This window comes from Legionella nigrisilvae (assembly GCF_977063395.2).
Window position 1 is genome coordinate 269695 of sequence record NZ_CDRUGZ020000041.1, and the last position, 25986, is coordinate 295680.

Here is a 25986-nt window from a genome sequence, read left to right on the forward strand (position 1 = left end):
ACGCGAAGCGAGTCCAGGAATCCTTCTTAAAAATATTCGAGTTTCCTCTTGCAATGAAAATTGATGCCATTGTATTTCTATCTCCGATAATGATATTTTGATTGGAAACAGTTTAATGTTAATGAGTTAGGAGATCTTTAATGGATGAAGAATACAGAAAACAAGCTAAGTTACAAATTGCACAAGCCAAATATCTTGAGACAGCATCTCTAACCAAAAAAGCAGTAATCCGAAGATACTTACAAGGAATCAATTTATTTCTACAAATTGTTAATAAAACAATAACAGATTTTGAAGATCTTTCTTCTGCTTACCATGATCTGGCGATCCTCCATTTTAATAGTGCTCAATATGAAAAATCAGCGCAATGTTATATGGATGCTATAAACCAAATACTGCAAACCCCTCTCCATGATAAAAGTTATAGGAAATTAACTGAGTTGTATATGGATTTAGCAGATGCATGTTATGAATCATTAAAGCAACCAGCAGGAGATGAGGCTATGGCGAATGCCATAAAAGCATTCGGCTGTATTAAAGATAAAACTTTTGAGGAACAAAAGATTGGTGATCCAGTTGTTAATTTCAAGCAATTCCATGGACATTATGAAAAGAAGCTCTCAACGGATTCATATATTGCTTCTTCCAAGTTTGCTAATCATGAACATTTACTCAGTGAAGGACAATTTGCAAAACAAGAGCAAGCACTTTTTGAACAGTTTGAAACCATCTCCATTCATGAAATTCAACAAATTGACCACAATATAGAAAATATGTTAAATCAGCTTTCTCTATCTGCTGATAAACATCCATTTACTCCTGTTTTAATCAATGAAACACCTAGCGATGGCGCATACCGTAATATGGCAATGCAACTTTTAGCACTGGCCAAAGCCCATATTCAAAATCAACGGCTAGGAGATACCATTGCAACATATAAGCAAGCACTTAAAACACTACAAGCGATAAAAGTACCGCAAAAAAGTGATCAGCAGATAATGCAACATTTGGAAGAACAAATACATCATCTATCGAAGAAACCTGATATTTCACAATCACAATTCCTTGCTGCATCCCCTTCTATATCGCAAGAGAGTCAGAACTCTATTTTCGTAAGTCAATCTGGGGCTAGTTTTTTTTATCAAGCGTTATATCCAGAAACAAAAGAAGAATATCCTGAGAGTTTTAGTAACGATGTTGAAATGGATGAAGGCAGTGGTAATGGAATGATCCTGTAAAAGAATATTATCTTAACGGTTATTTTTTCTTAAGCTTATGACCTATCGCTGAAGGGGCATAAGCTTCCTATCTTGCCCTTTTATGGTTCTTATTTGCACAATTCGCGTATATTTAATAATAGTTCTCTAAGTCAGTATTGGTACCATAAAAAAAGTCCAACAATCGATGGAGAACCGATGAAAATTACTTCCTTTGTAAATCAACTTAAAACTAAGAACTTTGATTTTGTAAAAAAAATAGATCCCCACGGTACACACGATGACTATTTAAAAGATCTAATAAGAAGGTATCAAGAGAGATATAACTCTAAGTTACTTCCTATTATCCAGCAATTTTCTCAGGATAATAGTTCCAAGACCGAAGTGATTATTGCAATTTATAATTTCATCAAACATAACCGCGGTGAATTAATCGAAATTTATAAATATGCCTCCCGCCAACTGTCTCTGGAAACCCCGGAAAAAGCACACTATCAAGCGATTAAAGATGATGTATTTAAGTTATTACAACAAGGTAGAAAATTCAATTATTGGGCAGAAAGCTTTATCGTGAAGGAAAGTTTTGAGTGTAAAGCTCATCTCCTTTCAAGAGATATTTCTGAACAAGAAAAATCAAAAGCTCGTCCGTATGCCGAAGATAACTTGGATGTGACTAGAGATGTACACGCGCTATTAAATCAGCAAGGGTTAGCATTACCAGATAGAGTGCAAAAAGAATTCTTAGACCCTCAACATCGTGCATGGGGAACTTTATATCCTACTACCAAAGCAGCCTTGGAACCCATTCATGATGCATGGGAAAAACAACAACCCAAATGCGAAGATTTAACTGTAGAAATTGAGTTTGATGAAACAAAAAAATCTCAAGCAGTGATTAAGAATTATTATTTTTCTTATGAAGAAGCACTATATTGTATGCTTACAACCAATAATCAAAACGAACTTTGTCTTAGTGGCACCACACAACCTTTTTCCTCTGGCACCCGATATATTTACTCTATGGATATAGAAGGAAATTTATTTGTACATCCTGATGATGAATATAAAGAGGGGAAACGGATTGGTCACCCGGCATTTACCCGTGGAAATGCTGTAGCCTGTGCAGGAGAAATTACGGTCAAAGATGGCAAGATAACTGAAATCACAAATGGAAGCGGCCACTATAGACCTGGGCCATTTTGTCTCTATAGAGCGGTGAAGGCCCTATATGATCGTAATGTTTTAGCGAGCAATTGCATTATTCAGGATCTTAGAGGCGATTTCTTTATAGAAAAAGAAGAAATTGATTCCTTTGATAATTCAACAAAGAAGAGAAAAACAAGTCGACTAACGTGGGAACAATATTCTGCTTGTTATTCCGAGAAGACAAAATCCTCTCCATCTATCCCTACAATGAATTTATCCGAAAAACCTAATCCTTTGCCAATAATCCAAGGATTAAGAGCAATACACCAGTATGTGCATGATTTGGGCAAAGCAACCTGTTTATTAAGTAAAACTAAAGGGAAGGACTATTATGAACGTCGCAATTCGTTTAAGAAGGTATTGGAAGCGTTATCTAGTGGAGATTACAAGTTAATTTTCGATTGCATTGATACTCAATGTATTAAATTTCAAAATACGTCGGTAAGAGATAATTATGTTACTTTGCTAATTGAACTAAAGACACACTTAGTAAACTCCAGAAGGTACTCTATCGATATTTTAGATAATCAATATCTTGCTCGTAAAATCCAAAGTTATTACACAATGTATCAACAACTCGACAAATGTACCGATGCTTCCCGTACTTATACGGAAAAACATTCGTTCTTCTCCAGCAATAATGAACTACGCGCAAACCAAGTGGAGGCTATAAATAGCTTCAAATTTCAAAGACAAGAAATTGACAAAGAATTTAGAAAGGAATTTGCAAAGCCAGATGAGGTTGCTCAAATGGAATCAACAAATAGCTATTATTTCTAAATTAATTATAGAACTCCCACACCATGTTTAATGGGAGTTCTTATTATTTTTTCTTTCTTAGTGTGTACCATGTACCTTAGTTTAATGCCTCTGCTTCCTGCACTAATGCATTCATTAACTCATTTACACTTACATCCCTGCATAATTGAGCAGATTGACCTGCCCACAAAGACATAAAATCAATATTGTTTTGTTCTTTTGCTTTTTTTCGCATCCCGCTCGTTAAGGTATTTTGAATGGGATAATCCAGGATATTTAGTGTTTTAGTATTCATACGCTCGATAAATTGATTGCGTATACCTCGTGCTAATTTACCTGAAAAAGCTCGTGTAAGTACAGTATTATCCTGCTGTTGTGATAGTAAAGCGTGTTTATACACCCCGGGAATACCGGACTCCAGGCAACTCAAAAAAGCAGTGCCCATTTGTATGCCTTCGGCACCCAAATCCAGTGCGGCCCTAATTCCTCTGCCATCCATAATTCCACCCGCAGCAATGATTGGAAGGTTAATTTCATCCACCAATTGCGGCACCAAGCTAAACAAACCGATCAATCCCTCCTCTGCTGGCCCTATAAAAGTTCCTCTATGTCCGCCCGCTTCACTTCCTTGAGCAACAATCGCATCGATGTCACATTCTGCAAGTTGGTGTCCTTCAGCTAAAGTGGTTGCTGTACCTATTAAAAGAGTGTGATTCCTTTTAAATTTGGCTATCCATTTCGAATCCAACACACCAAATGCATAACTAAAAATAGGAATTTTTTCTTCTATTAAGACATTTATCTGTTCCTCAAAGGATTGTGCATAAGGTTCGAAAACGGGTTCAATTTCTATATCTAATTCAAGACAAGAGTGTTTGATATCCATACACGATTTTCGAATTTGTTCGGTTGTGGCATAATGATGCTCGGGAATGAACAGATTCACTGCAAAGGGTTTATTCGTTAATTTTCGTATTTTTTTGAGTGCACTTTTTATTTCAGCAGGAGGCATATATCCCGCTCCTAATGAACCTAAACCACCTGCATTACATACCGCCGCGACGAGTTCCGGAGTAGTTGCACCTCCTGCCATAGGGGCCTGGATAATTGGAAATTTGATGCCCATTTTTTGAGTCAATTTTGTCGGCCACATCATGTGTTCATCCTTTTTAATTTTATTAATCATAAATTTAATGTTTAATGAACACTATAGTGCAGTTAAGCTGAACTATGCCAATTTACTTTTACAACTGTTATTCTAAAAGCTTAATTGCAGAGCAAGTACCTGAAAAAACCATTAAAAAACTAACGGTTGCTGGAAAATGTTCTGCGATTTTTTTAGAATGCTATTTTGCATTAAGGAAGATAGATTTTTTCGGCTCTCTTCAATTTTAATAAACGTCTGGTGCATCAAGTTAGGAGGACGCTATGAAAGCACAAGCAATATCATCTTTTGGTGACGCTTCAATCTTTGAAACGATTGAACTCCCCACTCCCCAAATTAAACCCGGCTATGTGCTCATTCGAGTTGTAGCAACTAGCGTAAATCCCGTCGATTGTAAAGTTCGCTCTGGTAAATACAGCCAAATTTCTCCTCCATTTCCTGCCATTTTGCATAGTGATGTAGCAGGTATTGTTGAACAAGTTGGTGACTACGTAACTGAGTTTGCTGTGGGCGATGAAGTTTATGGATGTGCGGGAGGATTCCTCAATGAACCAGGTGCTTTAGCAGAATTTATGCTTGCTGATGCCCAATTAATTGCGAAAAAACCTAAAACCTTGAGTATGGTTGAAGCCGCTGCATTACCTCTAGTGGCCATTACTGCCTGGGAAGCATTATTTGAAAAAGTTAAAATTAAACCGGGACAAAAAGTATTAATTCATGCTGGTACTGGAGGAGTTGGACATATTGCGATCCAGCTCGCCAAATGGGCTGGCGCGGAAGTATACACAACGGTATCCTCCCCAGATAAAGCAGATATAGCAAAATCGCTTGGAGCTAAAGAAACGATTAATTATCGGCTTGAATCCGTTCAAGATTATGTTAATCGACTAACTCACGGAAAGGGATTTGATATTGTATTTGATACAATCGGTGGAGAGAATCTCGATAAGTCATTAGCTGCGGTTGCCTTATATGGAAATGTAATTAGCATTCAAGCCGCTTCAAACCACGATCTCTCACCCTTACATAGTAAATCGGCAAGTCTACATGCAGTATTCATGCTATTGCCATTATTACGCAACATCGAACGTGAACGTCATGGCAAAATTCTAAAAGAGATCGCAACATTAGCGGATCAAGATTCTTTAAAGCCGCTTATTGATCCTCATCTTTTTTATTTCGAGAATATTGATAAAGCCCATGCATTACTCGAATCAGGTAAAGCCGTAGGAAAAATTGTAGTTCAAGCGTATTAACACCATAGGCCAGAATAGCGTAGCGAAAATCGGATTTATTATCCAGATTGGGCTGCGCTACACCGAGGCTATAACTCTCATTCCTGCTTTATAGACGGAAGCAAATTCTTATTAAGCTCACAGTAGAGAATGGTACTTGCTATCACTGCTGCAGGCATGATCAAGAAATTTAAGATAGGTATAAAACTGGCTATATTTATAGAAAAACCCAATCCAAGGGAACGCATTTTATTACGAGCAACGATTCTTCGCGCCTCTTTGAAGCTAATCAGATTATTATCCATGGCGAAATCCTGATATTGGATACTTAGTATCCAAGCATTAAATAAAAACCATAAGAGAGGATAAATCGGCTGGATAAAGGGTACAAAAAATAAAATAACTATAATCACAAATCGAGGCAAAAAATAGCCAAGAAACTCACCTTGACGCTTGATACTGCGAAGTACCACTTGATAAAATGATAAAGAAGGAATTGCACTCCCAAACAGTATTTTTTGTGTTTTCTCCGCTAATAATCCGTTTAAAGGAGCTGCGATTAGATTAAAAAATACAGTAAAAAGCGACAAAAACATTAAGAAAAAACTCAGGATAAAAATGATAAAAAATATGCTGCTAAGAAAACTTAACCAAGAAGGCAACTTATCAAGGTAATGATAAGCATAAGGCAATACATAGTGATGTATCAGATAAAACAATCCGGAAAACATTATAAAATTAATTGCTAAAGGTAATAGCACAAAACGTCTTAAGCCTGAGGTAGAAAGGGTTCGAACTCCTCGAAGCATATAACCCATGCCATAAAAAAAATCCCACATGTTTATCCTTAATCATAATCTCGTTGTCGTACAATGAATCCATAAAAATCACTTCTCGTATAGCTTAAATTATTTTGTCAAAAACATCATATCTTTTAATGGCTGTTTACATTTCGCGCGCTTAGGCTAAAATGGCCTTATTTTTGAGTATTGAAGCGCAACATACACAGGAAATAAACAAAAATCAGGATAGTTTGACCCAGTAAATGGAAACAAATCCTAATGATTTGATACAAAATAACAACAATTACTCATAAAAACATCATTAGAATTTAGATAGGGGCTTAATCATGCCAAAACTAATACCCACACTTGTTACTCTAGCAGCACAGAAAATCGAAAAAACGAATCCTCATCTTTTTTTTACTTTGTACAACAATAAAAAATTACCTCCTGACTTGGAAAGTCAATACATTACTCCTTTAGTCCAAAAGCTTGTTAGCCAACATAAGGATATTTATTTGGCTAATGTAAAAGAACGAGATGAAATGATTATGGAACGTTCTTCCAATATTAACGAGAATTGTTGTTATAGAAAATGCGCAATTCTTGCTGCGATGGCCCTTGGTGCTGGAGTTCATCTTGGTATTTATTATATTCTTCGCGCAAGCGAAGTACCTTATTCAACGAGTTTAACTTTTCTTACTACACTACCTGCCACGGTAATAGTTACAGGATGTTTCAGTCCTTGTGCCTCTATATTAGTATCAAAATTGATTGCACATTGCAGCATCCCTAATGTTCCTGATGAGGTAGTTGATTTAACTGAGGTAGTTACTCACATGGAATCACAACAACAACCGAAAATTAGCTTACGCTAAAAACGTACATAACTGATTTATTTTATAGTCTGAAACAAACTGCCATTCATTGAAAAAATTCCGTGTAAAAAGAAAATCTATTAAATTGAACTGCGTGGAGGTAGGAAAAAGCGTTTGCCGTTAGTTCTTTCCACTGTGTCATCTTTTGTAACAACGTTGTTACAATTTCACAACATTTTGTTATATCCCTGTTACATTCATTATTTAGACTCAGCAGCAGATAACAATTAAAGAGGGGAATAAAAATGATGATCAAAAAAATATTGCTGTGCGGGATGTTAGGCGCGGCTACTTTATTTTCCACTACATCCTTTGCTTTTTATCATACCCATGATTATTATCCACGATTTAAAAATTTTCGCCATCACCATCATCATTCAAGATGGAGAAATGCTCATCGCTGGACGCCGCCAAGAGATTATATTGTAGTGGAAAATGGTGCACCCTACCCTCAATACCATCAACACCATTGATTAAAAAACTCTTGACTAAAAATTGGGCCAATTGGCCCATTTACATAATTAAAAATTACTTACAGCCAACTCTTTTTATTCAGCCTCATAAGATCTGATAAACTTTCCGTTACTAAGAACCCTACGAATTATTTTGAGAATTCAATGAAACTGTACATACCCCTAGGTATCTTTCTCTTGATTACGACTCTTGCTATTTATGCTTTGTTAGCTGTGTATATTATAAACAATGCGGAAAAAGATGAGAGAAAACGTGCCGATATTATATTAGTTCTTGGAGCAAAAGCCTATCGCAATAATTCCTATAACCTTTGCCTTGTGGCTCGCGTAAAACATGCAATTGATTTATATAAGGCTAACTATGCTCCAAAACTACTTTTCTCAGGCGGTACGGATGTGGAAGATGGCATAAATGAAGCACAAACCATGAAAAAAATTGCTATATCTTTGGGCGTACCCGAAAAAGACATTCTGCTTGAATCCGAATCAACTTCCACATTCCAAAATCTTCTTTATTCTAAAAAATTATTGCAAGCGAACCAATTTAAATCCATTATTTTAGTCACTGAACCTTTTCATGCCCCACGAGCCATTCTAGTAGCTCAAAAACTGGGCCTCACCGTATTCAGTTCTCCTGCAATAACAAGTGCCTGCTGGATAAAGAACAAATACAGCTCACGTTACTTTCTCAAAGAACCCTTTGCCATAATTTTTTATAAAATGAAAAATAGGTTATGAGCCTATTTATCTAAGAATTTAGTGTGGTAATTGAACTTTATATTCAGAACTGAAGTTTCCTTAGGTACTTAGAATGAAAGGGCTACCCTAAGGTAACCCTTTATGCTTGGATTATTTTGATTATTTACTTTTAGTACAAGTCTCTGATCCAAGTTGATTGTCTGATTGCAAAACCCAATTAGATTGCAATGAACCATCGGGTTTGATTTCTATCATTTGAATACCAATTGTGTCCGGTTTCCTTGGATCCCAAAATGAAGAGGCAACCACATTTGTTTGATTTGGATGCATAACACCGGTACCGTAAAGAACAGGATCTCCGTTACTATTATCCCATTCTAACGTATAAGTATCCCCTGTTTTGGATACGGTAAGAGGATAAGTTGCAGTATTATTTGCCGCATCAACACGTTGACATTGATAATCTCCTAAAAAAGAAGATGTTCCGGTCTTACTTGTTGAAGTGTCACTCGTAGCAGGAGTAGTTGTCGGAGTACTTGAGTTACTTGGTGTACTCGAACTGCTAGGAGTACTCGAAGGAGTCGTGCTCGTGCTCTCTGTATCTGCATAGGCTGTTAAAGTGGGTAGGGATAATGCAGTAACTAAATAAATACTTTTCATTACAGTTTTCATAATAAATTCCTTTTCTCACCTTTATGCGAATATTCACTATTGGGTTGATTTAGTACAGGTTTCAGTACCACCTTTATCCTTATTGCTTTCTGCAAAAACACCATCCAAAGTGCCATCAGGTTTCACTGTAAAAATTTGGATTGTTGTTACAGAGGGGGACTTTGGTTGCCAAAATATGTAGCCAATCGCATTATTGACGTTTTTATTAAATATGCCTTTACCAATGTAATATGGGAATACGCTTCCAGTAGGAATACCGGAGATTTTATAAACATCACCATTTTTCTTGAATACTACAGTTTCAGTACCATCATTGGGAGTTGTAAAAGGATCGTGGTACGAACATTTATAGGATCCAGAAATATCAGGTGTATCTGCAGAGTAGATACTGGGTGACACTGCTAAAATACCTAACATGGTTGCTAGGGACAGTTTGTTGATGACACGCATAAGAACTCCTTTTCTTAATAACTTAAAAATGATTTTAAGATACCAAAGCTAATAATAAATATATGTTACGCAAAATGGAAAAGCAAATTTCAAATGGAATAAATTTTATATAAAACAATCGTTTTCACTCGATGTTGTAGTTAGTTCGATAGATAAGAAGTATAATCTTCCAACTCTAAACTTTGCTTCTCATCAAGAAAATTGACTATTTTTTTCAAACGTCCTTGATTAATGGCTAAGGTTTCAAAAAAATCAAACCTAACCGGTTTGCCAAGAACAACTAACTTTTTTTTCTCCGCAGCTTGACATTTTGTGTCTCCGGAAAGCGACCATAAAGAATGTTTGTCACGCAAATCCTTTTCGCGATGCTTTTTATATTGTTCCAAGCAAAATAAGTAGGTTGCTGAATAAACAATTTTTGCTTCTGGGTTTGTTAGGATTCGGGCTTGTCTATTCACTTCGGAAACAAAACTTAAGCTTGCGGCAAGAGATTTATCTTTTTGAGTTTTAAAATCTGTCTCTAATAAATGAAATGTTTTCTCTATTAAACTATTTTCGGTATCCTTTTGCTCCAATCTGGTTTGCTGAATAAAGGGGTAAAGCCAACGACTTTGGTTCGTAGCACTTAGAAACTCGACACGTAAAGACGGAAGAAAATGAGCAACCCTTTGCAAAGCTTCAATGAGTTTAATTGAGCGAGTATCAATGTATTGATTATGTGTATTAAAAAATTGGGTGCATTCAACTGTATTTTGAGTTAACCAATTAAAAATTGCCAACTCAGAACGTCGTTCTTCATCTGTAGTATGGGAACGAAAATAAATCAAGGAAGGCAATAAAGAACATTGTTCAAAAGTGCAATATCTATGAATTAGATAAAAAATAGTTCTTAATAAAAACATCACATCTTTTATATTTGCAATTACTTGAGGCTTTTCTGAAGATATCCTTGCGTTTAACCGTTCGAGAGGATAATTATTTTCAGTGACCTCCTTATACCCTAACATTCGACTAGCAGAAATAAGTAAAGGCATGAGTTCGGTTACCCTTAAGCGATTTTCAGCTAAATCATCAAAATGATTGTATAACTTTTCATACAGTATAGGATGAAGGAAATCCGCCTCTAACAAATTCGCTTTAGCCAATGACTTTTGGAATAAAAGCCAAGGCCTGACGTGCGTACCCGTGGCCCATTGGTCATAAGCGACATTTCTAATAACCCATAGCCAAAATTGATTGATGAGTTCTTTAACAAGAAGCATCACATTCGAATCAACCTCTTTTTGATCCTCGAGTAAGGCAAGCATCTCAGTTTGTCTTGAGACCAACTCTACGATTTCTTTGGGAAATTCTAATAATTCAATACTACTTTTAAGTTCACCCATTCGTAGTTTTAACTCACTGACTTTCATTCTTTTACTCCATGTCTGATTGAGGTGATTAAGGGAATACGAAGAACACTTAACAGGTAAAACAAACAAAATTTGACTGACAATTGTTTCAAATTATTGACATTTTATCTAAATATATAACAAAAAATTTATTTTAAATCTATAGCATTATAACGGTTTAATAGTACCGAATTTTTCTCAATTATTTGCAGAGAATCTCAAAAAAATTCACCTGGATTTGAAGAGGAGTCAATTTACATAGAAACTTGACCAGCTACTAATTGGATCTCTGACTTTGTTGCTGCAGAAATTCGATCACCTGGCAATACAATACCTACTAAATTTAGAGGATCCACAGACGAAATAATTTGGGGTTCCCCATCAAGTTCCTCTTTTCGCATAGCACGTAAGGAATCAACCGCATAAGGTAATGCAAATTGTTCGCCTAAAAATCCGTCAACAAAACGGCCTCCGCGTACCTCACCACGTAATTCAAGACGTCGCAAAAAAATCAATAAATCTCGCCAGCGAGGAATATTTTTCTCACGGACGAGCAAATCACGGAATATCACACCGTAGCGTTTCAAAAGCATCCAGCATGCAGCTTCCACACGCTTTTCATAATCCGCTTGTGCGTGAACATGCAACAAAGACCAACGTCCTGTACTCAGTGGAAATAGTGGTCTGCTACGATGTCTCCTGCTGTTTTTACGTTTGGTACTCAGCAAAGTACGTACATTATCAAAGCTATCGGCGGTGACCATTCCCGCTGCAACCAACTCCCATAACCCATTTTCTACTTCCACTTTTAAATTTCCCGTGCCACGCACAATATCGGCATAAAATGAGGCACCATATTTTTGTAAGAATTGATAAATATTACGTGCAGGATGACTCAAACTATCTACTTCTTCGATATTATCCACAAGTTCATGAGGTGGAATCCAATCGGCTTCTTCGCGGACAAAAAATGTAATCGGTGCATTTCGAGTTGGTGTTAAGCGCCTTGATTTTTTTGTTTCTTCTTCATTAACCACTATGGAAGGATGAGGAGACATTCGTCCCCATCCCACCAGACCACTCATACAGAGCTTATCCAGCATCAATAGATCGTAATTGTGCACCCGTGCAGGAAAGATCTCTGATTCCCAGGCATTTGCAGCAAGTTCAAAACCTTGTAGTTGTTTGATAACCTCTAATAATCCAACCTCGCCACGCATTTGATTTCCTTTTGTCACATGTTGCCATTTCAACAACCAGGACATAAATTGTGCCCGTGTAACGGGTTTGATCTGTTTGCGCAAGGATTCTGTAGTGTAACGGTGAATACGTGCGAGTAAACGACGCTCACACCATTCGACTTCTCCAACATGCTCTGCACGAAAATTCCCCCGTAATAGATATCCGCTGGCTTCCAATTTGAGTAAAGCATGTTCAACATCCAAAGAAGAAAGCTGCAAAAAGTCACTAAGAATTTTTGGGGTTATGGGACCTGTATGTAAAAGCCAACCGCGTAGAGTATTTAAAATGCCCTCATCTTGTGAGCTGGGTTTATGCTCAATATCAGCAATTTCGTTAGCAAATGTTGCTTGTGGGAAAATGCCAAGAAAAGTTTTCTTTTTTTCCGTTGGCACGTAATAGTTTTTACCGGCAACTGAAGCTAAAGCAGCCCTTCCCTGGTGCTGTAACTCAATAAAATAATGTTTCCATGCGGGCAAAGTAGATTGGTACTCAGACAATTGAATGGTTTCAGGAAACAGAATTACCGCTTGTAAGATATCATGTAATTCATCTGCAGAGCGAATATCTGGCCACGCTTGTTCTTGTACCTCAGAAATGGCTTTAGGATCGAGTTTACCCACCTCCTCCAAAAGTGATTCGGGAAGTACTCGGCGCATTTCGACTGCGCGCGAACGTCGTTCTTCTAAAGGAGCATCATCTAAAAATGCGTAGGGATTAGCATTTAAAATTTCATGGGAAAATACCGAAGGAACGGGGGTATCCACTGCAAGACAAGCGATATTCTTGGACTCAATAGCATGGATCACCTCAGCAAATCCATCAATATCTAAAGCTTCCGTTAAAATATCTTTCATGGTCTCTTCAATCAGTGGATGCTCAGGTAAAATAACATCAAGTCCACCCAAATTATCCTGACAGGCCGCAGCATCGGGAAAAACAGCGGCCAATAAATCATCTGCTAACATACGTTGGATGTTTGGAGGAATTTTTTTACCCCCCCGAAAACGTAATAGTGCTAAAGAACGGGAAGCCACTGCGCGAAATCGCATGCCCAATAATGGGGATTGTAAAACTGCTTGAGTCACAACTTCTTTTAACGTGTTGGTATGCAAGAAATGAAACACATCAGATAAAGGAAAACTATGTTGTTCTGCCAAAGAAATATTTAACCCATTATCGGTTGCCGCTGCCTGTAATTCAAAATTAAAGGATCGACAAAATTTCTTGCGTAGAGCTAATCCCCAAGCTTTATTGATACGCGCACCAAAAGGTGCATGAATTATTAGTTGCATTCCCCCACTTTCATCAAAAAAACGCTCTGCAATTACTGTTTTTTGGGTTGGAACGGCTCCCAAAATTTGTCGACCTAAACGAATATATTCAAGCAACTGTTCCGCAGCGGAATTATCCAGTCCACAATGATTGATTAACCATTCAATCGCAGATTTAATTTCAGGATAATTTTTTATATCAACAATTTGCGGACTTTTTTCTGGCAATAGTTCATTGATTTTTTCGCGCATCTGCGAAACTTGTAGTGATAATTCAATACTCCGTGCAGGTGCTTCCCCCAACCAAAAAGGTACGCTTGGCGGCGCTCCATGTGCATCTTCCACAAGTACGCGCCCATTTTCGATACGAAGTACTCTCCACGAGTTAGTCCCTAATAAAAAAATATCCCCACGGTTACTTTCTACCGCAAAATCTTCATCTAAAGTGCCCACCATTGCGTTGTCAGGCATCGCAATAACCGTAAATAATCCATTGTCAGGAATAGCACCCCCACTAGTAATCGCAGCAAGTCGACTTCCTCGTCGTGCTTTAATCATATGATTGACTTGATCTCTGTGGATATAAGCACCATAACGTCCTCGAGAACCCGCGATTCCTTCGGATAACATCGTAAGAATTTCTTCAAACTTTTCCCATGTTAAATGATGATAAGGGTAGGCGTTTTTAAAATAGTTAAAGAGCGATTTTTCTTCCCAATCCTGAGTAGCACAAGCGGCCACAATTTGTTGCGCCAAGATATCGAGTGGCTCTTTTGGAATGATTAGCTGATCCAAATCTCCTTGTCGTATTGCGTAGACCAGTGCAGCACATTCTAATAATTCATCGCGGGTGGTGGCAAAAACACGTCCTTTAGAAATCGCAGCATGCCAGTGCCCTGCCCTTCCAATGCGTTGTAATGCGGTGGCAATTGCACGCGGGGAACCTATTTGGCAAACCAGATCAATACTTCCAATATCGATACCCAGTTCTAAAGAAGCAGTAGCAACTAATACTTGGAGCGATCCATTTTTTAATTTTGTTTCTGCTTCGAGTCTTAATTTTCGCGATAAACTACCATGATGAGCTAAAACCTTATGCTCACCTAAACGTTGTTCTAAATGATGAGCAACCCGTTCTGCCAATTTTCGCGTATTGACAAATACCAAAGTAGAACGATGTTTTCGGGCATAGGCAGCAATTTTTTCATAAATCTCATCCCACATTTCATTGGAAGCAACGGCAGCTAATTCGATGTCTGGTACCACAACGTGCAAATCCAGCTGACGTGCATGCCCTATGTTGACTAATTTTACTTTAGTTTTCTTAGCACCCGTTAAAAAATGGGCCACTTTTTCCAAAGGTTTTTGTGTTGCTGATAATCCAATACGAATAAAGGGTTTTAAGGTGAGTGCTTCCAAACGTTCAAGAGATAAAGTTAAGTGTGTACCTCGTTTGTTGTTGGCCAAAGCATGTATTTCATCAACAATCACCGTATGGATACTTGCCAAATTAATACGACTTTTCTCGGCGGTTAATAAAATATAAAACGATTCTGGGGTAGTAATAAGAATATGCGGTGGCTGCTTAAGCATTTTTTGTCGTTCACTGCTAGGGGTGTCCCCAGTTCTCACGGCCACACGGATTTCCTGAATAGGCATTCCTCTTCCCTTGGCTAATTCAGTAATTTCTTCTAGGGGTATAAGTAAGTTTTTTTGTACATCGTTACTGAGTGCTTTAAGAGGGGAAACATACAAGACTTCAGTCATATCCTGTAAATTTCCGGATACCGCCTTACGCACTAAACTATCCAAGCATGCTAAAAATGCAGCCAGAGTTTTTCCCGAGCCCGTCGGCGATGAAATGAGGGTATCATTACCCGCCAAAATAAAAGGCCATCCTTGCTCCTGGGGTTCGGTAGGTTGTCCTACTTTCTGGATAAACCAATCCTGAACAAGCGGATGGGCCCAAGCAAGGCTCTGATAGTTTGGTGAATTCATGAGATTAATAGTAAATGAGCAAATTCAATACATAGTATAGGCGATATTACTCGAGTATAGGATCTCCTCCGCCCTTACTTTTTAAGTATTTATCTCTATTACTCAGCATCAATAAGAATTTGCTCAACTTCCTTATTTTTAAATACTACATGTTGATGTAAACCCGTAGCAATTATCGCTGGGGCTAATTCCTTCATGGTTTTAATTGCTTCGTTTTTTTGTATTTCGGTACTGTATTGGTGTTCAAGAACCTTTGCATTTGCTAAAAAAGCAGCAACCGTACCTTTTCTTACAAGGGTGCCGTTGATGGATATGTTATCTACTCCATCGGGTATAATATCTTCTGGGCTAATTGAACCATTATTTGTCATGTATTTCCCCTTATACTAACTCGTCTTTAATACCCTTTCACAAAACTTTTTTTTAACATTAAACTTAATCTATTTATTAAATCACGAACTCACTTTAGCACCAATTAAAACTTAATATTTCTTATTATTTCAAGGTAAAAAATGATTATTATTGTTTGTGGTACTTCATCCTCAGGAAAGTCAACTCTTTGCCAAGAATTACAAAGCAGACTTGATGAGGGTTGGCTCAGTTTTAGTACGGATGGATATTTGGGTATGCTGGGCGATAGATTTGATGGATTACATCCAGATAATCCCCAAGTATGTGTTCCTAATGATATTTGTTATGCACAAAAACATACTGATGGAACTTATGAAATCGTGCCGGGAGCATTGTGTTCAAAACTCTATTTAACGATACCCAATGTTTTGAAGCTCCTCGGTGAGGAAGGCTTCAATATTATTGTTGACTCCTTTATTACCACTATAGACGAATTTAATGCCTACAAAAAAACGTTAGAACCCTTTGGAATTTTATTTGTTTATCTTTATGCCTCAGAAACAGTAATTGCACAAAGAGAGGACGCTCGAGGTGATCGGTTAAAAGGCTCGGCGCTTCATTGGTTAAAGCGATTCAACTTCCAGAAGTATTGTGAATTATGTATTGACACGGAAGAGCTTAATATTCAGCAGATGTGCGATGAAATTATTCGACTTAAGAATAGCAAATTTCCAATGTAGCCTGAATGCAGGTGCAGTGAAGCCTTCGGCACCCAACTACGTCAAAGGAATCCAGGCTGGGCAGCGTATTAGGATGGGTGAGTACCCAGCATGCCTTGCTCGCGCAATATAAGGGGTGCCTAATCCGCCTCTACCTAAGATTATATCTCGATTTTTATTTTAAGCGGATTAAAATTGAACCAAAGAGATCTAATTTTGCACTTCACTATTAATTTGTGATCTAGTTGTGCTAAGATGCCGCTTGCCTTCTCTACCATTTAGAGAAAGCTTGAATTTTATAATGAGAGCGAGGTTGATAATATGGCATTTTTGAAGTTCTTTAAAAATAAAGCGGCAGATCTTGGGGGGTTGGTTACAGATAAACCTCAAATTTATACTTCAGTTAGAAAGTTAATTAATCAGTTAGATGTGGAAATTGATGCAAACAAAAAAAAACCACTTCCTAGCGATGTTTTCAATGCGTTACGACAATTGAGAGCTCAGCTCGAATCAACAATGACTAAGTTTGACGAAGATTATGATAATGGGATACGACTGCTTAATTATAAATATCGTGTCAAAGAATTTGCCAATGAGTGTCGTTCTGCTATTTATAGTTGGGAACCTACCTTGATGGCACATACAGGGGTTGGGAATAAGCTCAAAGCATTTATTAACGCCGTTCTGGAGCATTATTTTGGCGAACCCTATTTTACAGTAGAGAAAAACGATCTTGGCTTGAAAAGAGATATGAATGAAGCATATACCACTACAAAACAAGCACTCACCAACGTAGCGATTGAAGGTCCTGAAGATCTTCCATGTGGTTTCATACTAAGCTAATACGGATTTTATATATAACCTGGGACTCACATTCCAGGTTATATTTCAAGCAGCTTACTCAATAACATTAAATTCAGTTTCCACAAAATAAATTCTTCATATTAAATTATCCTCCTGCAATAAGTGCTATTATTGGTATAATAATTAGAAATTCAAAAGGAAGTGTATTATGCGCCGGGGCGTATCTACTAAGCTCACTCATTTATTAGGATTGAATCAATGAGTCGCATGCTTCTTTTTACCTGTGGATTAATTATCATCTGGATAGTGGGTTATTTCCTAGTGATAGGAAGTCATGTTTTGATTCCATTCGTGATCGCCGTTTTCATTTGGTATCTTCTTAATACCATAAGTAATATCATTCAACGAATACCCAAGGTCCCCAGTTGGCTCAGTATGATTTTTGCCTTTGCCATACTTGGAATATCTCTTTTAATTTTTATAAATATCATTACTAATAATGTCACTAGTGTCATCGCGGCATCTAATCGCTATCAAGAAAACTTATTAACAATTTTTAACAATATTGATCAAAAATTTCATATCCAAATATTAGCGAGTATGAACAGCATGATCAAAAGTCTAAATTTCCAAACGATTTTCACCAGTGTATATGGAGTATTCACAACACTTGCAAGCTCTACTGTACTCATTTTATTGTATGTTGCCTTTTTATTTGTGGAACAACATTTTTTTCTAAAAAAAATCGATTCGCTGTTCCCCTCTTTGGAAAGTCGTCTCATAGTGAACAACATCATCAGCCATATTGTGAATAACACTCAGACCTATCTGGGGATCAAATCCATTTTGAGTATTATTACGGCACTTTCCAGCTGGATAATTATGAAATGGGTTAAATTGGATTTTGCAGAGTTTTGGGCACTTCTCATCTTTTTTCTTAATTTTATTCCCAATATTGGAGCCATTATTGCGATTGCTTTTCCTGCTTCTCTGGCTCTGGTTCAGTTTGCCAGTTGGATTCCTTTTGCTGAAATCACTCTGGGTTTAGGAACCATCCAATTTATTGTTGGAAATTTGATTGAACCCCGTTTTTTAAGTAATTCATTAAATTTAAGTCCATTGGTTATCTTAATTGCATTAGCAGTTTGGGGCGCAATATGGGGAATATTAGGAATGTTTCTCTCCGTACCCATCACCGTTATGATGATGATAATCTTTGCTCACTTTGAAAAAACCAGACCTATAGCCATTCTTTTATCTCAAGACGGAAATATCTTCAAAACTTATGAACTATTGCCAATAAATAACTCTCCTGAGCAAGATTGGATTAAGTATTAGAGCTGACAAGATAACTTATTCTATACTTTTAATAATCTTGAATTCAAAGGACCTAAAATGGATTTTATTAAAAAGACCATCGAACTGGCTAATGAGAATGTAAAACAAGGTGGGAGACCCTTTGCTTGTTTAATTGCAGAAAACGGTAAAATCATTGCGGAAGGAACAAATCTGGTAGCCCAAACGAACGACCCTACTGCCCATGCAGAAATTGTCGCAATAAGAAAAGCTACCGCGAAACTGCATACGGAACACCTTTTTAACTGTGAGTTTTATATTTTAGCCCATCCTTGTCCTATGTGTTTGGCCGCAATGTATTATTGCAGCCCTTTAAAAGTAACCTTTATTACATTAAGAGATGATTATAAAAAATATTATATTGATGATCGCAAATATTTTACATTAGAGAATTTTTATGATGAATTTGCCAAGCCTTGGCAAGAAAGAAATTTACCCATGTCCTACCATGCTCATCCTGATGCAATCAAAGTATATGAGCTTTGGCAGAAGCTCAATCAAAAGAGTGAAAGTAATATAAAAAACTCGTAGATCTGTGGCCAGGCATAGCGAAGCGGGGAGGATAAACTTCCTGTCCTCTTCGCTGCAGTCAGGCTACATAAGCCATGTTACTTTGTTTCCCAGAATGCAATATGAGCCCCTGTCGGATCTTTAATAATCGCAAAGAGTCCCATATCTCCAACATGGGTCACCCCTTTAATTTCTTGAGCTCCATTCTGTTTTGCTTTTGCTAAAGTATCAGCAACATTATTTACTAAAATATACGCCATCCAGTGAGGAGGAATTTCATTTTGTTGATTTGCAGGAATTTGCCATATACCTGCAAATTCTTTATCGTTGGCTTGAATTAGGGTATATGTCATTTCACCAGAATGTATTTCTTTGAATTGCCAGCCCAGTACTTTGCTATAAAACTCTTTCGCTTTGTTTACATCCGCAGTAGCTAATTCATTCCAACAAAATTGACCCATAGAATTTTGTGACATAATGATTTCCTTATTTTATTTGAGGTGCATGAATAATGGCTCATAATTGCAAAAGATGTTAAAAAATATGAGCTAAATAAAAACCTGTCTCAAGCTGCTGTCGCCGCTTTTGCTGCCTCATGTGTCTCCTTCTGGGTAACTTCTAAATTAGGAAGGATTTGTTGGCGGAATGCAAAAAGATTCACCTCCGCAGAGGTAGCAAACAATCCAGGTCGATAAGGTTTTTCTTTTTTATAATAGACCTCATAAAGCGGCGCAATAATTTTTTTATCTATCCACTCCATGAATTGATTGAGATATTTTCCAGAAGAAAGCGTGGGAAGATCTTCAATGAATTTCCCTTTGAGCCTCTCAATTAAAGCATCAGTGTTTTTTTGGTTATCGACGGCAATTGTTTGTATTTGTTCTTTTGAATTATCCAGATTGTCTAAACGCAGATCTTCTTGATTTGTTTTAATTTTTCTTTCTAATTGCTCAATTTGTGCAGAGTACTCTCTGAATGGAGTAAGTAAGCTTGACAATATATCATTTATTTTACTCTGTTCCGAACCTTCGGTACAATTTTCTCGTTTTATTTCTTTATCTATACTGTCTTGAATTTGATTAACAAAACTCTTTTTTTTCTGTACGAGTTCCCTTTGTTTTTGCAACAAATCCATTAATTTGCCAAACTCATCAATTTTCTTAAAAGGACTTTCTTTTTGCTGCAACTCTTTAAATAATTCGGTTGCATTCTCTATATTTTCGCTGCTCTGACAAGCCATCGTGAGTTGAGTATAGGTCTTATTATAATCTTGGACTTGTTTTTGGATCTCTGCATTGAGAAGATAAGTTTTCCCTTTATGGACCAATTCTCCTTTTTCATTGAGAGTAAGAAGAGAATACTTTGAGAAATCACGTATTAAAACACTAAAGTCTATTTGCTTTTTAATAAATTGATAAATAGCTGTTTTATCTTCTTTTAACTGATCAAAATCCCTTTTTATATGCTCTAAAGATTCCAGAGATATTACTTTTGAAGAGATTGATTCTGTAGAAAATGGATTCCTAAACTTTGAGGTTAATCTAGTATGAAGAATATTATAGTGTTCCACTTTCTGTTCAGTAAAGAGATCCAGAGTATAAGTATTTTCTTGATGTAAAAGAGTTCTCTTCTCTACAGAAAACTGTGTGTGGTTAGCAAACTGTTTTTTTATCTCTAAAAGTTCGAGCCTGTTTTGTTTTTGCTCTTTCAAGAAAGAAATAATAAGTTTTTGAGTATTTTTTAAAACAGCAAATTGTTCTTTTTTATCGTTAACTGAAATGGGATCTAATGAAAAGTCTTTATCATTCAGGGCACTTTTTAATTCTTTAAGAACACGATTATATTCTTCAACCAATTTTGCAGTTGTAACATCCAAAGTATAAAGTTCACCTTGATATTCTAATGCCGAATTTTGTACGCTAAGTTTAGGAAATAATTTTGAAAGTTGGATTTTTATATCTAAAAGCTCGCTCCTATTCTTTACTTGATCTGATTCATACGCAACAATATATTGCTCGATTGCAGTTTTGCTGGTCTTAAGAAGCTCTAATTCACGTTGAAAATCAACAGCCTCCGCGTAACTGGCCCATTTCTCACCCGTTTCAAAAGCATCAGTAATTTTTGCATGTGCCAAGATATAATTATCTATTTTTTCTCTAAGAGAATCAGAGAGAAGATATGATTTTTTTTTATAATTAAAAAAGGCGCCTTTAACCGTTAATTGGGGAAAATCGGTTTCAAATTGTTCTTTTAATTTTTTAAGATCGGTACTTGCATTCTTCACATTGCGGACAATAGTGCAGTTATCCGGGAAAAGGGCTAAATAACCTAAAGTATAACTTAACAATCTATATAGATGCCATTGTGCCAATGGATTATCTAATCCTTTATTGAAGTCATATTCAAGCACTTTTTGATAATTATCAAATCGTCGGTAAAAATCATGTGGGGCCTTTGTTAATGCTTCATAGAGATTAACTCTTTTTACACAAAACTCTAAATCTTTTGCAACTAAATCTTTGATAGTTTGCTGATGAGTTGCGATTATGCATTTGACTTGCTCAAAATCCTTCCGTTTTTCGCTTAATTGAGCAATTATATTTTGTCTCTCTATTATCATTGCCTCTCTGGTGGTCAGATCATCGTCCCATTCCATAGAGGAAGTGCATAGTTTTGGCTCATAATCAGCGGCGTTGAAACTAAAATTAACCAATTTTAATTGGGTCGCTAAATCAGCTTTTCCCCTTTGCGGATTAAAATAAGCTGCATCAATAATATTTTTTATAGAGGACCATCCATTATTGAGCGCCTTAAGCTCCTCCACCTGTTGGGCAATCTCCTTATCCAGTTTTGACAGTTCTACTTTGTCTTCAATTAGCTTACAAACCTGTTCAAATTCAAATTTTTTCTCATTAATCTCATATAATTGGTTAGCCATCGCCGAATATAAATCAGCATCAATTCGTCCACTTTGTAAATTTGCATAGATTTGGCTTGTTTTTTCACTGATTAATTCAATTTCAGAGAGAAGTTTATTCAACCGCTCCAAATCCAAAATGATCATATTTTTTAGCTGAGGATCCAAACCCTCTAATTTATATTGGATTTGAAAGCTACGTTGTTTTAATCTGGCATAGAGCTCGGCAACGGCGCTTTTATTTCTTGCAAAAAGTCCACCATGTATTTTGTAGTCTAGTTTAGGAAACAAATCCTTTTCAATAGCTGAAAGATCCGTTTCAACCTGGCCTATGTTTTCAATACCTGCTTTCATCAGTTTGTTATATTTCTCAAGTAAGAGAATACGCGCGCTCCTGGGCATTGACTCTTCTAGACGATGTTCTAGAGCTTCCATTTGTTCCTGTAAATGAGCAGTAATGGCATTAAGTTTATTAAATAAAGATTTGGCTTTTTCATTTATTTCTACACAGCGATAGATTTTTTCCTGCGGTTTAGCCAGTTCGGCCAATGCCTTTCCTTCCTCTATCAATAATTTTTCTCGTTCATACTCCACATCAGGTGCGTACTCTTCGATTTGAACTTTTCGGTGTCTTTTTCGGTGCCTTTTTGGCATTCGGCTAAGATTCTTTTCGTCATTTTTCATAATGAGAACTCTTTATTAATTGTACCCCACAGCAAGTGATTATAATTTATCCACATTAAGTAATTATTAACAATTTGTATATTTTTTATAAATTCTGGATTAATTTAAATATCGGCTAAGCAAAAGGTGTAGCTTGAAATGGGTAATAAGGAATTGAAGTAGTACAAACATCCTTAGCTCCAAAGGAATAAAATAATTTGCCTTTATTAATTGGTTTTACTCCGCTATGCGTCAATACTTATCAATAACGATCAGAACCTAGGTATTGTCATGATTAATTATAGGCAAACTCTGAAATTCCTTCTGATTGCTGGGAGTCGAGATCTAAAATACGATAAACATCCTGAGAGGTCTCCTCCTGGGGATGGAGTTGTTTTTGATAAGCATCCTTTAATCGATACCCTACATAAATAAGCGTTACTCCCAAAGCAATTGGCCAGGAAGCCACGGCCGCAGTAATAAGAAATGTAATTCCCCCCACATTGAATGCTAAGCTTTTCCAAAATTCATAGTAATTTTTGCTGCATTCATCATTGAGATTATTGAGGATTTGGCGGTGTTGCTCATCGTCTACTCGAGCTCCATTTGCTAATTCACGTCGTATTGCAATAGAGGTTTTTTGATATTTTTTATATTCTTCGGAGGTGTTATACAAAGCATTACCTAGCATACTGAATAATGCTAGCCCGGCTAAAGCAAGTGGACCGGTACATAGCATACTGATTGCGAAACAGGTGGCGAGTAGATTTGCTCCTAGTATATTAATTGCAAAATAGGCGCACTGGGTTTCCCATTCATCATTGACCACATCAATTTGGCGCTGGATGACTTTTCGTTCAAACAGGGTTGCATCCTTTAATTGGGCCTGCAATTCTCGCACGTGATCGTGATATTTACTGGCTTCAAAAAGCCACTGAGCTAAAAACAATAGCGTATCGAACGTCAGGAAGGCAACTGTGATTAGTGGAACAGCAGCATCCGCAATATGAAAAAAGTTATTATACGTTGTTAACAAACCTACTACAGCCCATACCAAGTCGCTCGCCATAATAAAACCACGCTTTTCCATTTCGTGTTCGAGTACTTTCTTTGTCGATAATTCCTCCTTGGTTGCAGCTTGAATGATATGCTTAAGTAGTAAGAGTAAATTAATCAGGAAACGCAACGTATAGAGTAAAATACCCAGATCCGTAATGGCTTTGCGTGAGTTATTTAAGAAATTAAGACCTTCGATAAAGCTGTATTGATTACCTAGAATTTTATTAATCTCTTGAATCAATTCGGATACAGAACTCTTTTGAAGATAAATAATTACATAATTTGCAAGACCACGGCTGTAAGAAAATTGAGAACGCCGGGTATTTAAGGTACCGACATTTTGACGTAGCTTGGAAATACGAATAAAAGAAGAAAGATAATCTAAAATGCTTGTTTGTATGCCTTCTGTTAGAAATTTAGGGAAACTATCAATTATTTTTTTCTTTTTTGGTACGCGGTCTATATTGTAAAAAGCCTCTATTCTCTGACGAAGTTGTTTTAACGTTCTTAAATCAGAATCTACAAAATCAACCTGATAATAGGAAATCAGCAAATCACATAAAAAATACAGATAATGGACGGTGGCACTCTCTTCTGACCAGGAGGACCTATTCGATATAATTACTTGATTTAACGTTAAAAACTCCTCCTTTAATTGAGCCAAGTGAAACCCGTCTTCTTTAAAGGAAAAATCACTTGGTTTTAATGAATTATTAAAAAAAGTATGCTTTATGAGACCAATTTTTGATTTTCCCATAAAAGAACTCTTTGAAATAAAGTGTGAAGAATTGCTCAATTGTACTATGGGTTATTGAAAACCGATTAAATCAATACTGTTAAGTTTCTGCAAAAAAATAGTTAAAATAAAAAAATGATCCAAATTCAAAATTTAAGGATAATTTAAGTACAAAGCCTCCCCCTCTTTTTTTTATAAAAACTAATTGATAAACTCACACCCCAAATAACCATAATCCCGAGATAAAGTTGACTGATGCAAGTAATTCCTCTGATTCCATTGAAAAGCATTCTTTAGAAAAAGAGAAAGTGGTTATTATTATTCCAACGCATAACGAAGCGTTGGTCATTCAATCAACAATAGAACAAGTATTTGCATCAGTAGAACAAATTGAGCAGTATGATATACATGTTTTAATTTTCGATAGCGCCTCTACAGATAACACCAAAAAAGTCGTTACTTTGCTACAGAATAATTACCCCAAATTACATTTACAAAATGAACCAACTAAATCTGGACTGGGCTCTGCTTATTTGCAAGCCATGAACTATGCATTAACTGTTTTGAATGCGGATATTGTTTTTGAGTTTGATGCGGATCTTTCCCATCAACCCAAGTATATTCACCCTATGTTAGAGATGTTGCAAACATGTGATTGTGTGCTAGGAAGTCGTTATGTTGAAGGCGGGAGTATTCCGAGTAATTGGGAATTACATCGCAAACTTTTTTCCGTTTTAGGTAATTATGTTGCTCGATCTGTACTCACACCAAAATATAAGGATTTTACTAGTGGTTTTCGTGCCACTCGCCGACAGCAACTTTTAAAAGTTCTGCCTGATCAATTTCTTACAAATCACTATGCATATAAAATGCAATTATTGTGGCTTTTACATAAAAACAAAGCAAAAATTCGTGAATATCCTATTGATTTTATTGATAGAAATAAAGGATACAGCAAGCTGCCTAAAAACAGCATTGCCGATTCCCTGCGAGTCGTTTTTTCTTTACGTTATCATGAAATTAAACGTTATTTAAAAATGTGTCTCGTAGGCTCTTTAGGTATTTTAGTACAGTTTATTAGCTACAATGTGTTGCGCGAATATTTTCAATTCTCACCTTTTGACGCCTCACAAATTGCAGTATGCGCCGCAATCATCAATAATTTCGTTTTAAATAGCAAAATCACCTTTAGCGTCAAAAAAAAATCAGCATGGCCATTAAAAATAAAGCGTTTATTACTTTTTGCTATTTATTCCATATTTATAATAAACTTACAAAGTTATTGGTTACGCTTAGGAGTGCTTTGTTTTGGCGCTGGACCCTTACGTGAAAATATAATAATGGGTATCGGCATCGGTTTAATTTCTCTTTTAAATTACTATACTTATTCTCGTCATATCTGGGCAGAACAATATGTTCCTAGTAATTAAAGA

The 25986-nt window shown here is 36.6% G+C and carries 21 protein-coding genes; 11 read left to right on the forward strand and 10 right to left on the reverse strand.

Annotation, left to right across the window (positions count from 1 at the left end; all coding sequences use genetic code 11):
• The first annotated feature begins 140 nt into the window (after window positions 1-140).
• Complete coding sequence (locus tag ACWTE2_RS27225) at window positions 141-1238, forward strand: hypothetical protein (RefSeq protein WP_454785228.1); 1098 nt, start codon at window positions 141-143, stop codon at window positions 1236-1238.
• Window positions 1239-1415: 177 nt separating this feature from the next.
• Window positions 1416-3203: a hypothetical protein gene (locus ACWTE2_RS27230; protein ID WP_454785229.1), complete on the forward strand. Its 1788-nt coding sequence runs from the start codon at window positions 1416-1418 to the stop codon at window positions 3201-3203.
• Window positions 3204-3279: 76 nt separating this feature from the next.
• Here ACWTE2_RS27230 and ACWTE2_RS27235 read toward each other — a convergent pair whose 3' ends face one another.
• A complete protein-coding gene (locus ACWTE2_RS27235) occupies window positions 3280-4335 on the reverse strand; it encodes an NAD(P)H-dependent flavin oxidoreductase (RefSeq protein ID WP_454785395.1) in 1056 nt (351 codons plus the stop codon).
• 275 nt (window positions 4336-4610) lie between these two features.
• On the opposite strand from ACWTE2_RS27235, the gene ACWTE2_RS27240 reads away from it, so the two are divergent.
• A complete protein-coding gene (locus tag ACWTE2_RS27240; RefSeq protein WP_454785230.1) occupies window positions 4611-5603 on the forward strand; it encodes a zinc-dependent alcohol dehydrogenase family protein in 993 nt (330 codons plus the stop codon).
• 77 nt (window positions 5604-5680) lie between these two features.
• Here ACWTE2_RS27240 and cysZ read toward each other — a convergent pair whose 3' ends face one another.
• On the reverse strand, window positions 5681-6421 hold the full coding sequence (gene cysZ, locus ACWTE2_RS27245; RefSeq protein ID WP_182392883.1) for a sulfate transporter CysZ: 741 nt from the start codon (window positions 6419-6421) through the stop codon (window positions 5681-5683).
• Between the two features lie 290 nt (window positions 6422-6711).
• On the opposite strand from cysZ, the gene ACWTE2_RS27250 reads away from it, so the two are divergent.
• The 3 genes from ACWTE2_RS27250 to ACWTE2_RS27260 all read left to right on the forward strand — a co-directional run bounded on the left by ACWTE2_RS27250 (window position 6712) and on the right by ACWTE2_RS27260 (window position 8453).
• Window positions 6712-7242, forward strand: a complete 531-nt coding sequence (locus tag ACWTE2_RS27250) for a hypothetical protein (protein WP_454785231.1) — start codon at window positions 6712-6714, stop codon at window positions 7240-7242.
• Window positions 7243-7487: 245 nt separating this feature from the next.
• Window positions 7488-7715, forward strand: coding sequence for a hypothetical protein (locus ACWTE2_RS27255; RefSeq protein ID WP_255464345.1), 228 nt, complete (start codon window positions 7488-7490; stop codon window positions 7713-7715).
• 144 nt (window positions 7716-7859) lie between these two features.
• Window positions 7860-8453 carry a YdcF family protein gene (locus ACWTE2_RS27260; RefSeq protein WP_454785232.1) on the forward strand — a complete coding sequence of 198 codons (594 nt, stop codon included), beginning with the start codon at window positions 7860-7862 and terminating at the stop codon, window positions 8451-8453.
• A gap of 120 nt (window positions 8454-8573) precedes the next feature.
• Here ACWTE2_RS27260 and ACWTE2_RS27265 read toward each other — a convergent pair whose 3' ends face one another.
• The 5 genes from ACWTE2_RS27265 to ACWTE2_RS27285 all read right to left on the reverse strand — a co-directional run bounded on the left by ACWTE2_RS27265 (window position 8574) and on the right by ACWTE2_RS27285 (window position 15809).
• Complete coding sequence (locus tag ACWTE2_RS27265; protein ID WP_182392880.1) at window positions 8574-9086, reverse strand: hypothetical protein; 513 nt, start codon at window positions 9084-9086, stop codon at window positions 8574-8576.
• A gap of 36 nt (window positions 9087-9122) precedes the next feature.
• On the reverse strand, window positions 9123-9536 hold the full coding sequence (locus tag ACWTE2_RS27270; protein ID WP_182392879.1) for a hypothetical protein: 414 nt from the start codon (window positions 9534-9536) through the stop codon (window positions 9123-9125).
• A 140-nt stretch (window positions 9537-9676) separates the two neighbouring features.
• Window positions 9677-10948, reverse strand: coding sequence for a hypothetical protein (locus ACWTE2_RS27275; RefSeq protein WP_454785233.1), 1272 nt, complete (start codon window positions 10946-10948; stop codon window positions 9677-9679).
• Window positions 10949-11181: 233 nt separating this feature from the next.
• On the reverse strand, window positions 11182-15438 hold the full coding sequence (locus ACWTE2_RS27280) for a DEAD/DEAH box helicase (protein WP_454785234.1): 4257 nt from the start codon (window positions 15436-15438) through the stop codon (window positions 11182-11184).
• Window positions 15439-15536: 98 nt separating this feature from the next.
• Window positions 15537-15809, reverse strand: a complete 273-nt coding sequence (locus ACWTE2_RS27285) for a hypothetical protein (protein ID WP_454785235.1) — start codon at window positions 15807-15809, stop codon at window positions 15537-15539.
• Window positions 15810-15950: 141 nt separating this feature from the next.
• Between ACWTE2_RS27285 and ACWTE2_RS27290 the strand changes: the two genes are divergently transcribed.
• From ACWTE2_RS27290 to ACWTE2_RS27305, 4 genes are all read left to right on the forward strand, one after another.
• Window positions 15951-16529 (forward strand): phosphotransferase-like protein, encoded by a 579-nt coding sequence (locus ACWTE2_RS27290; protein ID WP_454785236.1) that lies wholly within the window; start codon window positions 15951-15953, stop codon window positions 16527-16529.
• 300 nt (window positions 16530-16829) lie between these two features.
• Window positions 16830-17351 carry a hypothetical protein gene (locus ACWTE2_RS27295; protein WP_454785237.1) on the forward strand — a complete coding sequence of 174 codons (522 nt, stop codon included), beginning with the start codon at window positions 16830-16832 and terminating at the stop codon, window positions 17349-17351.
• A gap of 219 nt (window positions 17352-17570) precedes the next feature.
• A complete protein-coding gene (locus tag ACWTE2_RS27300; protein WP_454785238.1) occupies window positions 17571-18650 on the forward strand; it encodes an AI-2E family transporter in 1080 nt (359 codons plus the stop codon).
• Window positions 18651-18707: 57 nt separating this feature from the next.
• Entirely contained in the window at window positions 18708-19199 is a 492-nt protein-coding gene (locus tag ACWTE2_RS27305; RefSeq protein ID WP_454785239.1) for a nucleoside deaminase, read from the forward strand.
• Between the two features lie 77 nt (window positions 19200-19276).
• On the opposite strand, the gene ACWTE2_RS27310 is transcribed toward ACWTE2_RS27305, so the two are convergent.
• The 3 genes from ACWTE2_RS27310 to ACWTE2_RS27320 all read right to left on the reverse strand — a co-directional run bounded on the left by ACWTE2_RS27310 (window position 19277) and on the right by ACWTE2_RS27320 (window position 24574).
• Window positions 19277-19654, reverse strand: a complete 378-nt coding sequence (locus ACWTE2_RS27310) for a VOC family protein (RefSeq protein WP_454785240.1) — start codon at window positions 19652-19654, stop codon at window positions 19277-19279.
• A gap of 89 nt (window positions 19655-19743) precedes the next feature.
• A complete protein-coding gene (locus ACWTE2_RS27315; protein ID WP_454785241.1) occupies window positions 19744-22779 on the reverse strand; it encodes a coiled-coil domain-containing protein in 3036 nt (1011 codons plus the stop codon).
• 274 nt (window positions 22780-23053) lie between these two features.
• Window positions 23054-24574: a hypothetical protein gene (locus ACWTE2_RS27320; RefSeq protein ID WP_454785242.1), complete on the reverse strand. Its 1521-nt coding sequence runs from the start codon at window positions 24572-24574 to the stop codon at window positions 23054-23056.
• A gap of 227 nt (window positions 24575-24801) precedes the next feature.
• On the opposite strand from ACWTE2_RS27320, the gene ACWTE2_RS27325 reads away from it, so the two are divergent.
• The gene (locus ACWTE2_RS27325; protein ID WP_454785243.1) at window positions 24802-25983 is read left to right on the forward strand and encodes a glycosyltransferase family 2 protein; all 1182 of its coding nucleotides are present in this window, start codon (window positions 24802-24804) and stop codon (window positions 25981-25983) included.
• Window positions 25984-25986: the final 3 nt, after the last annotated feature.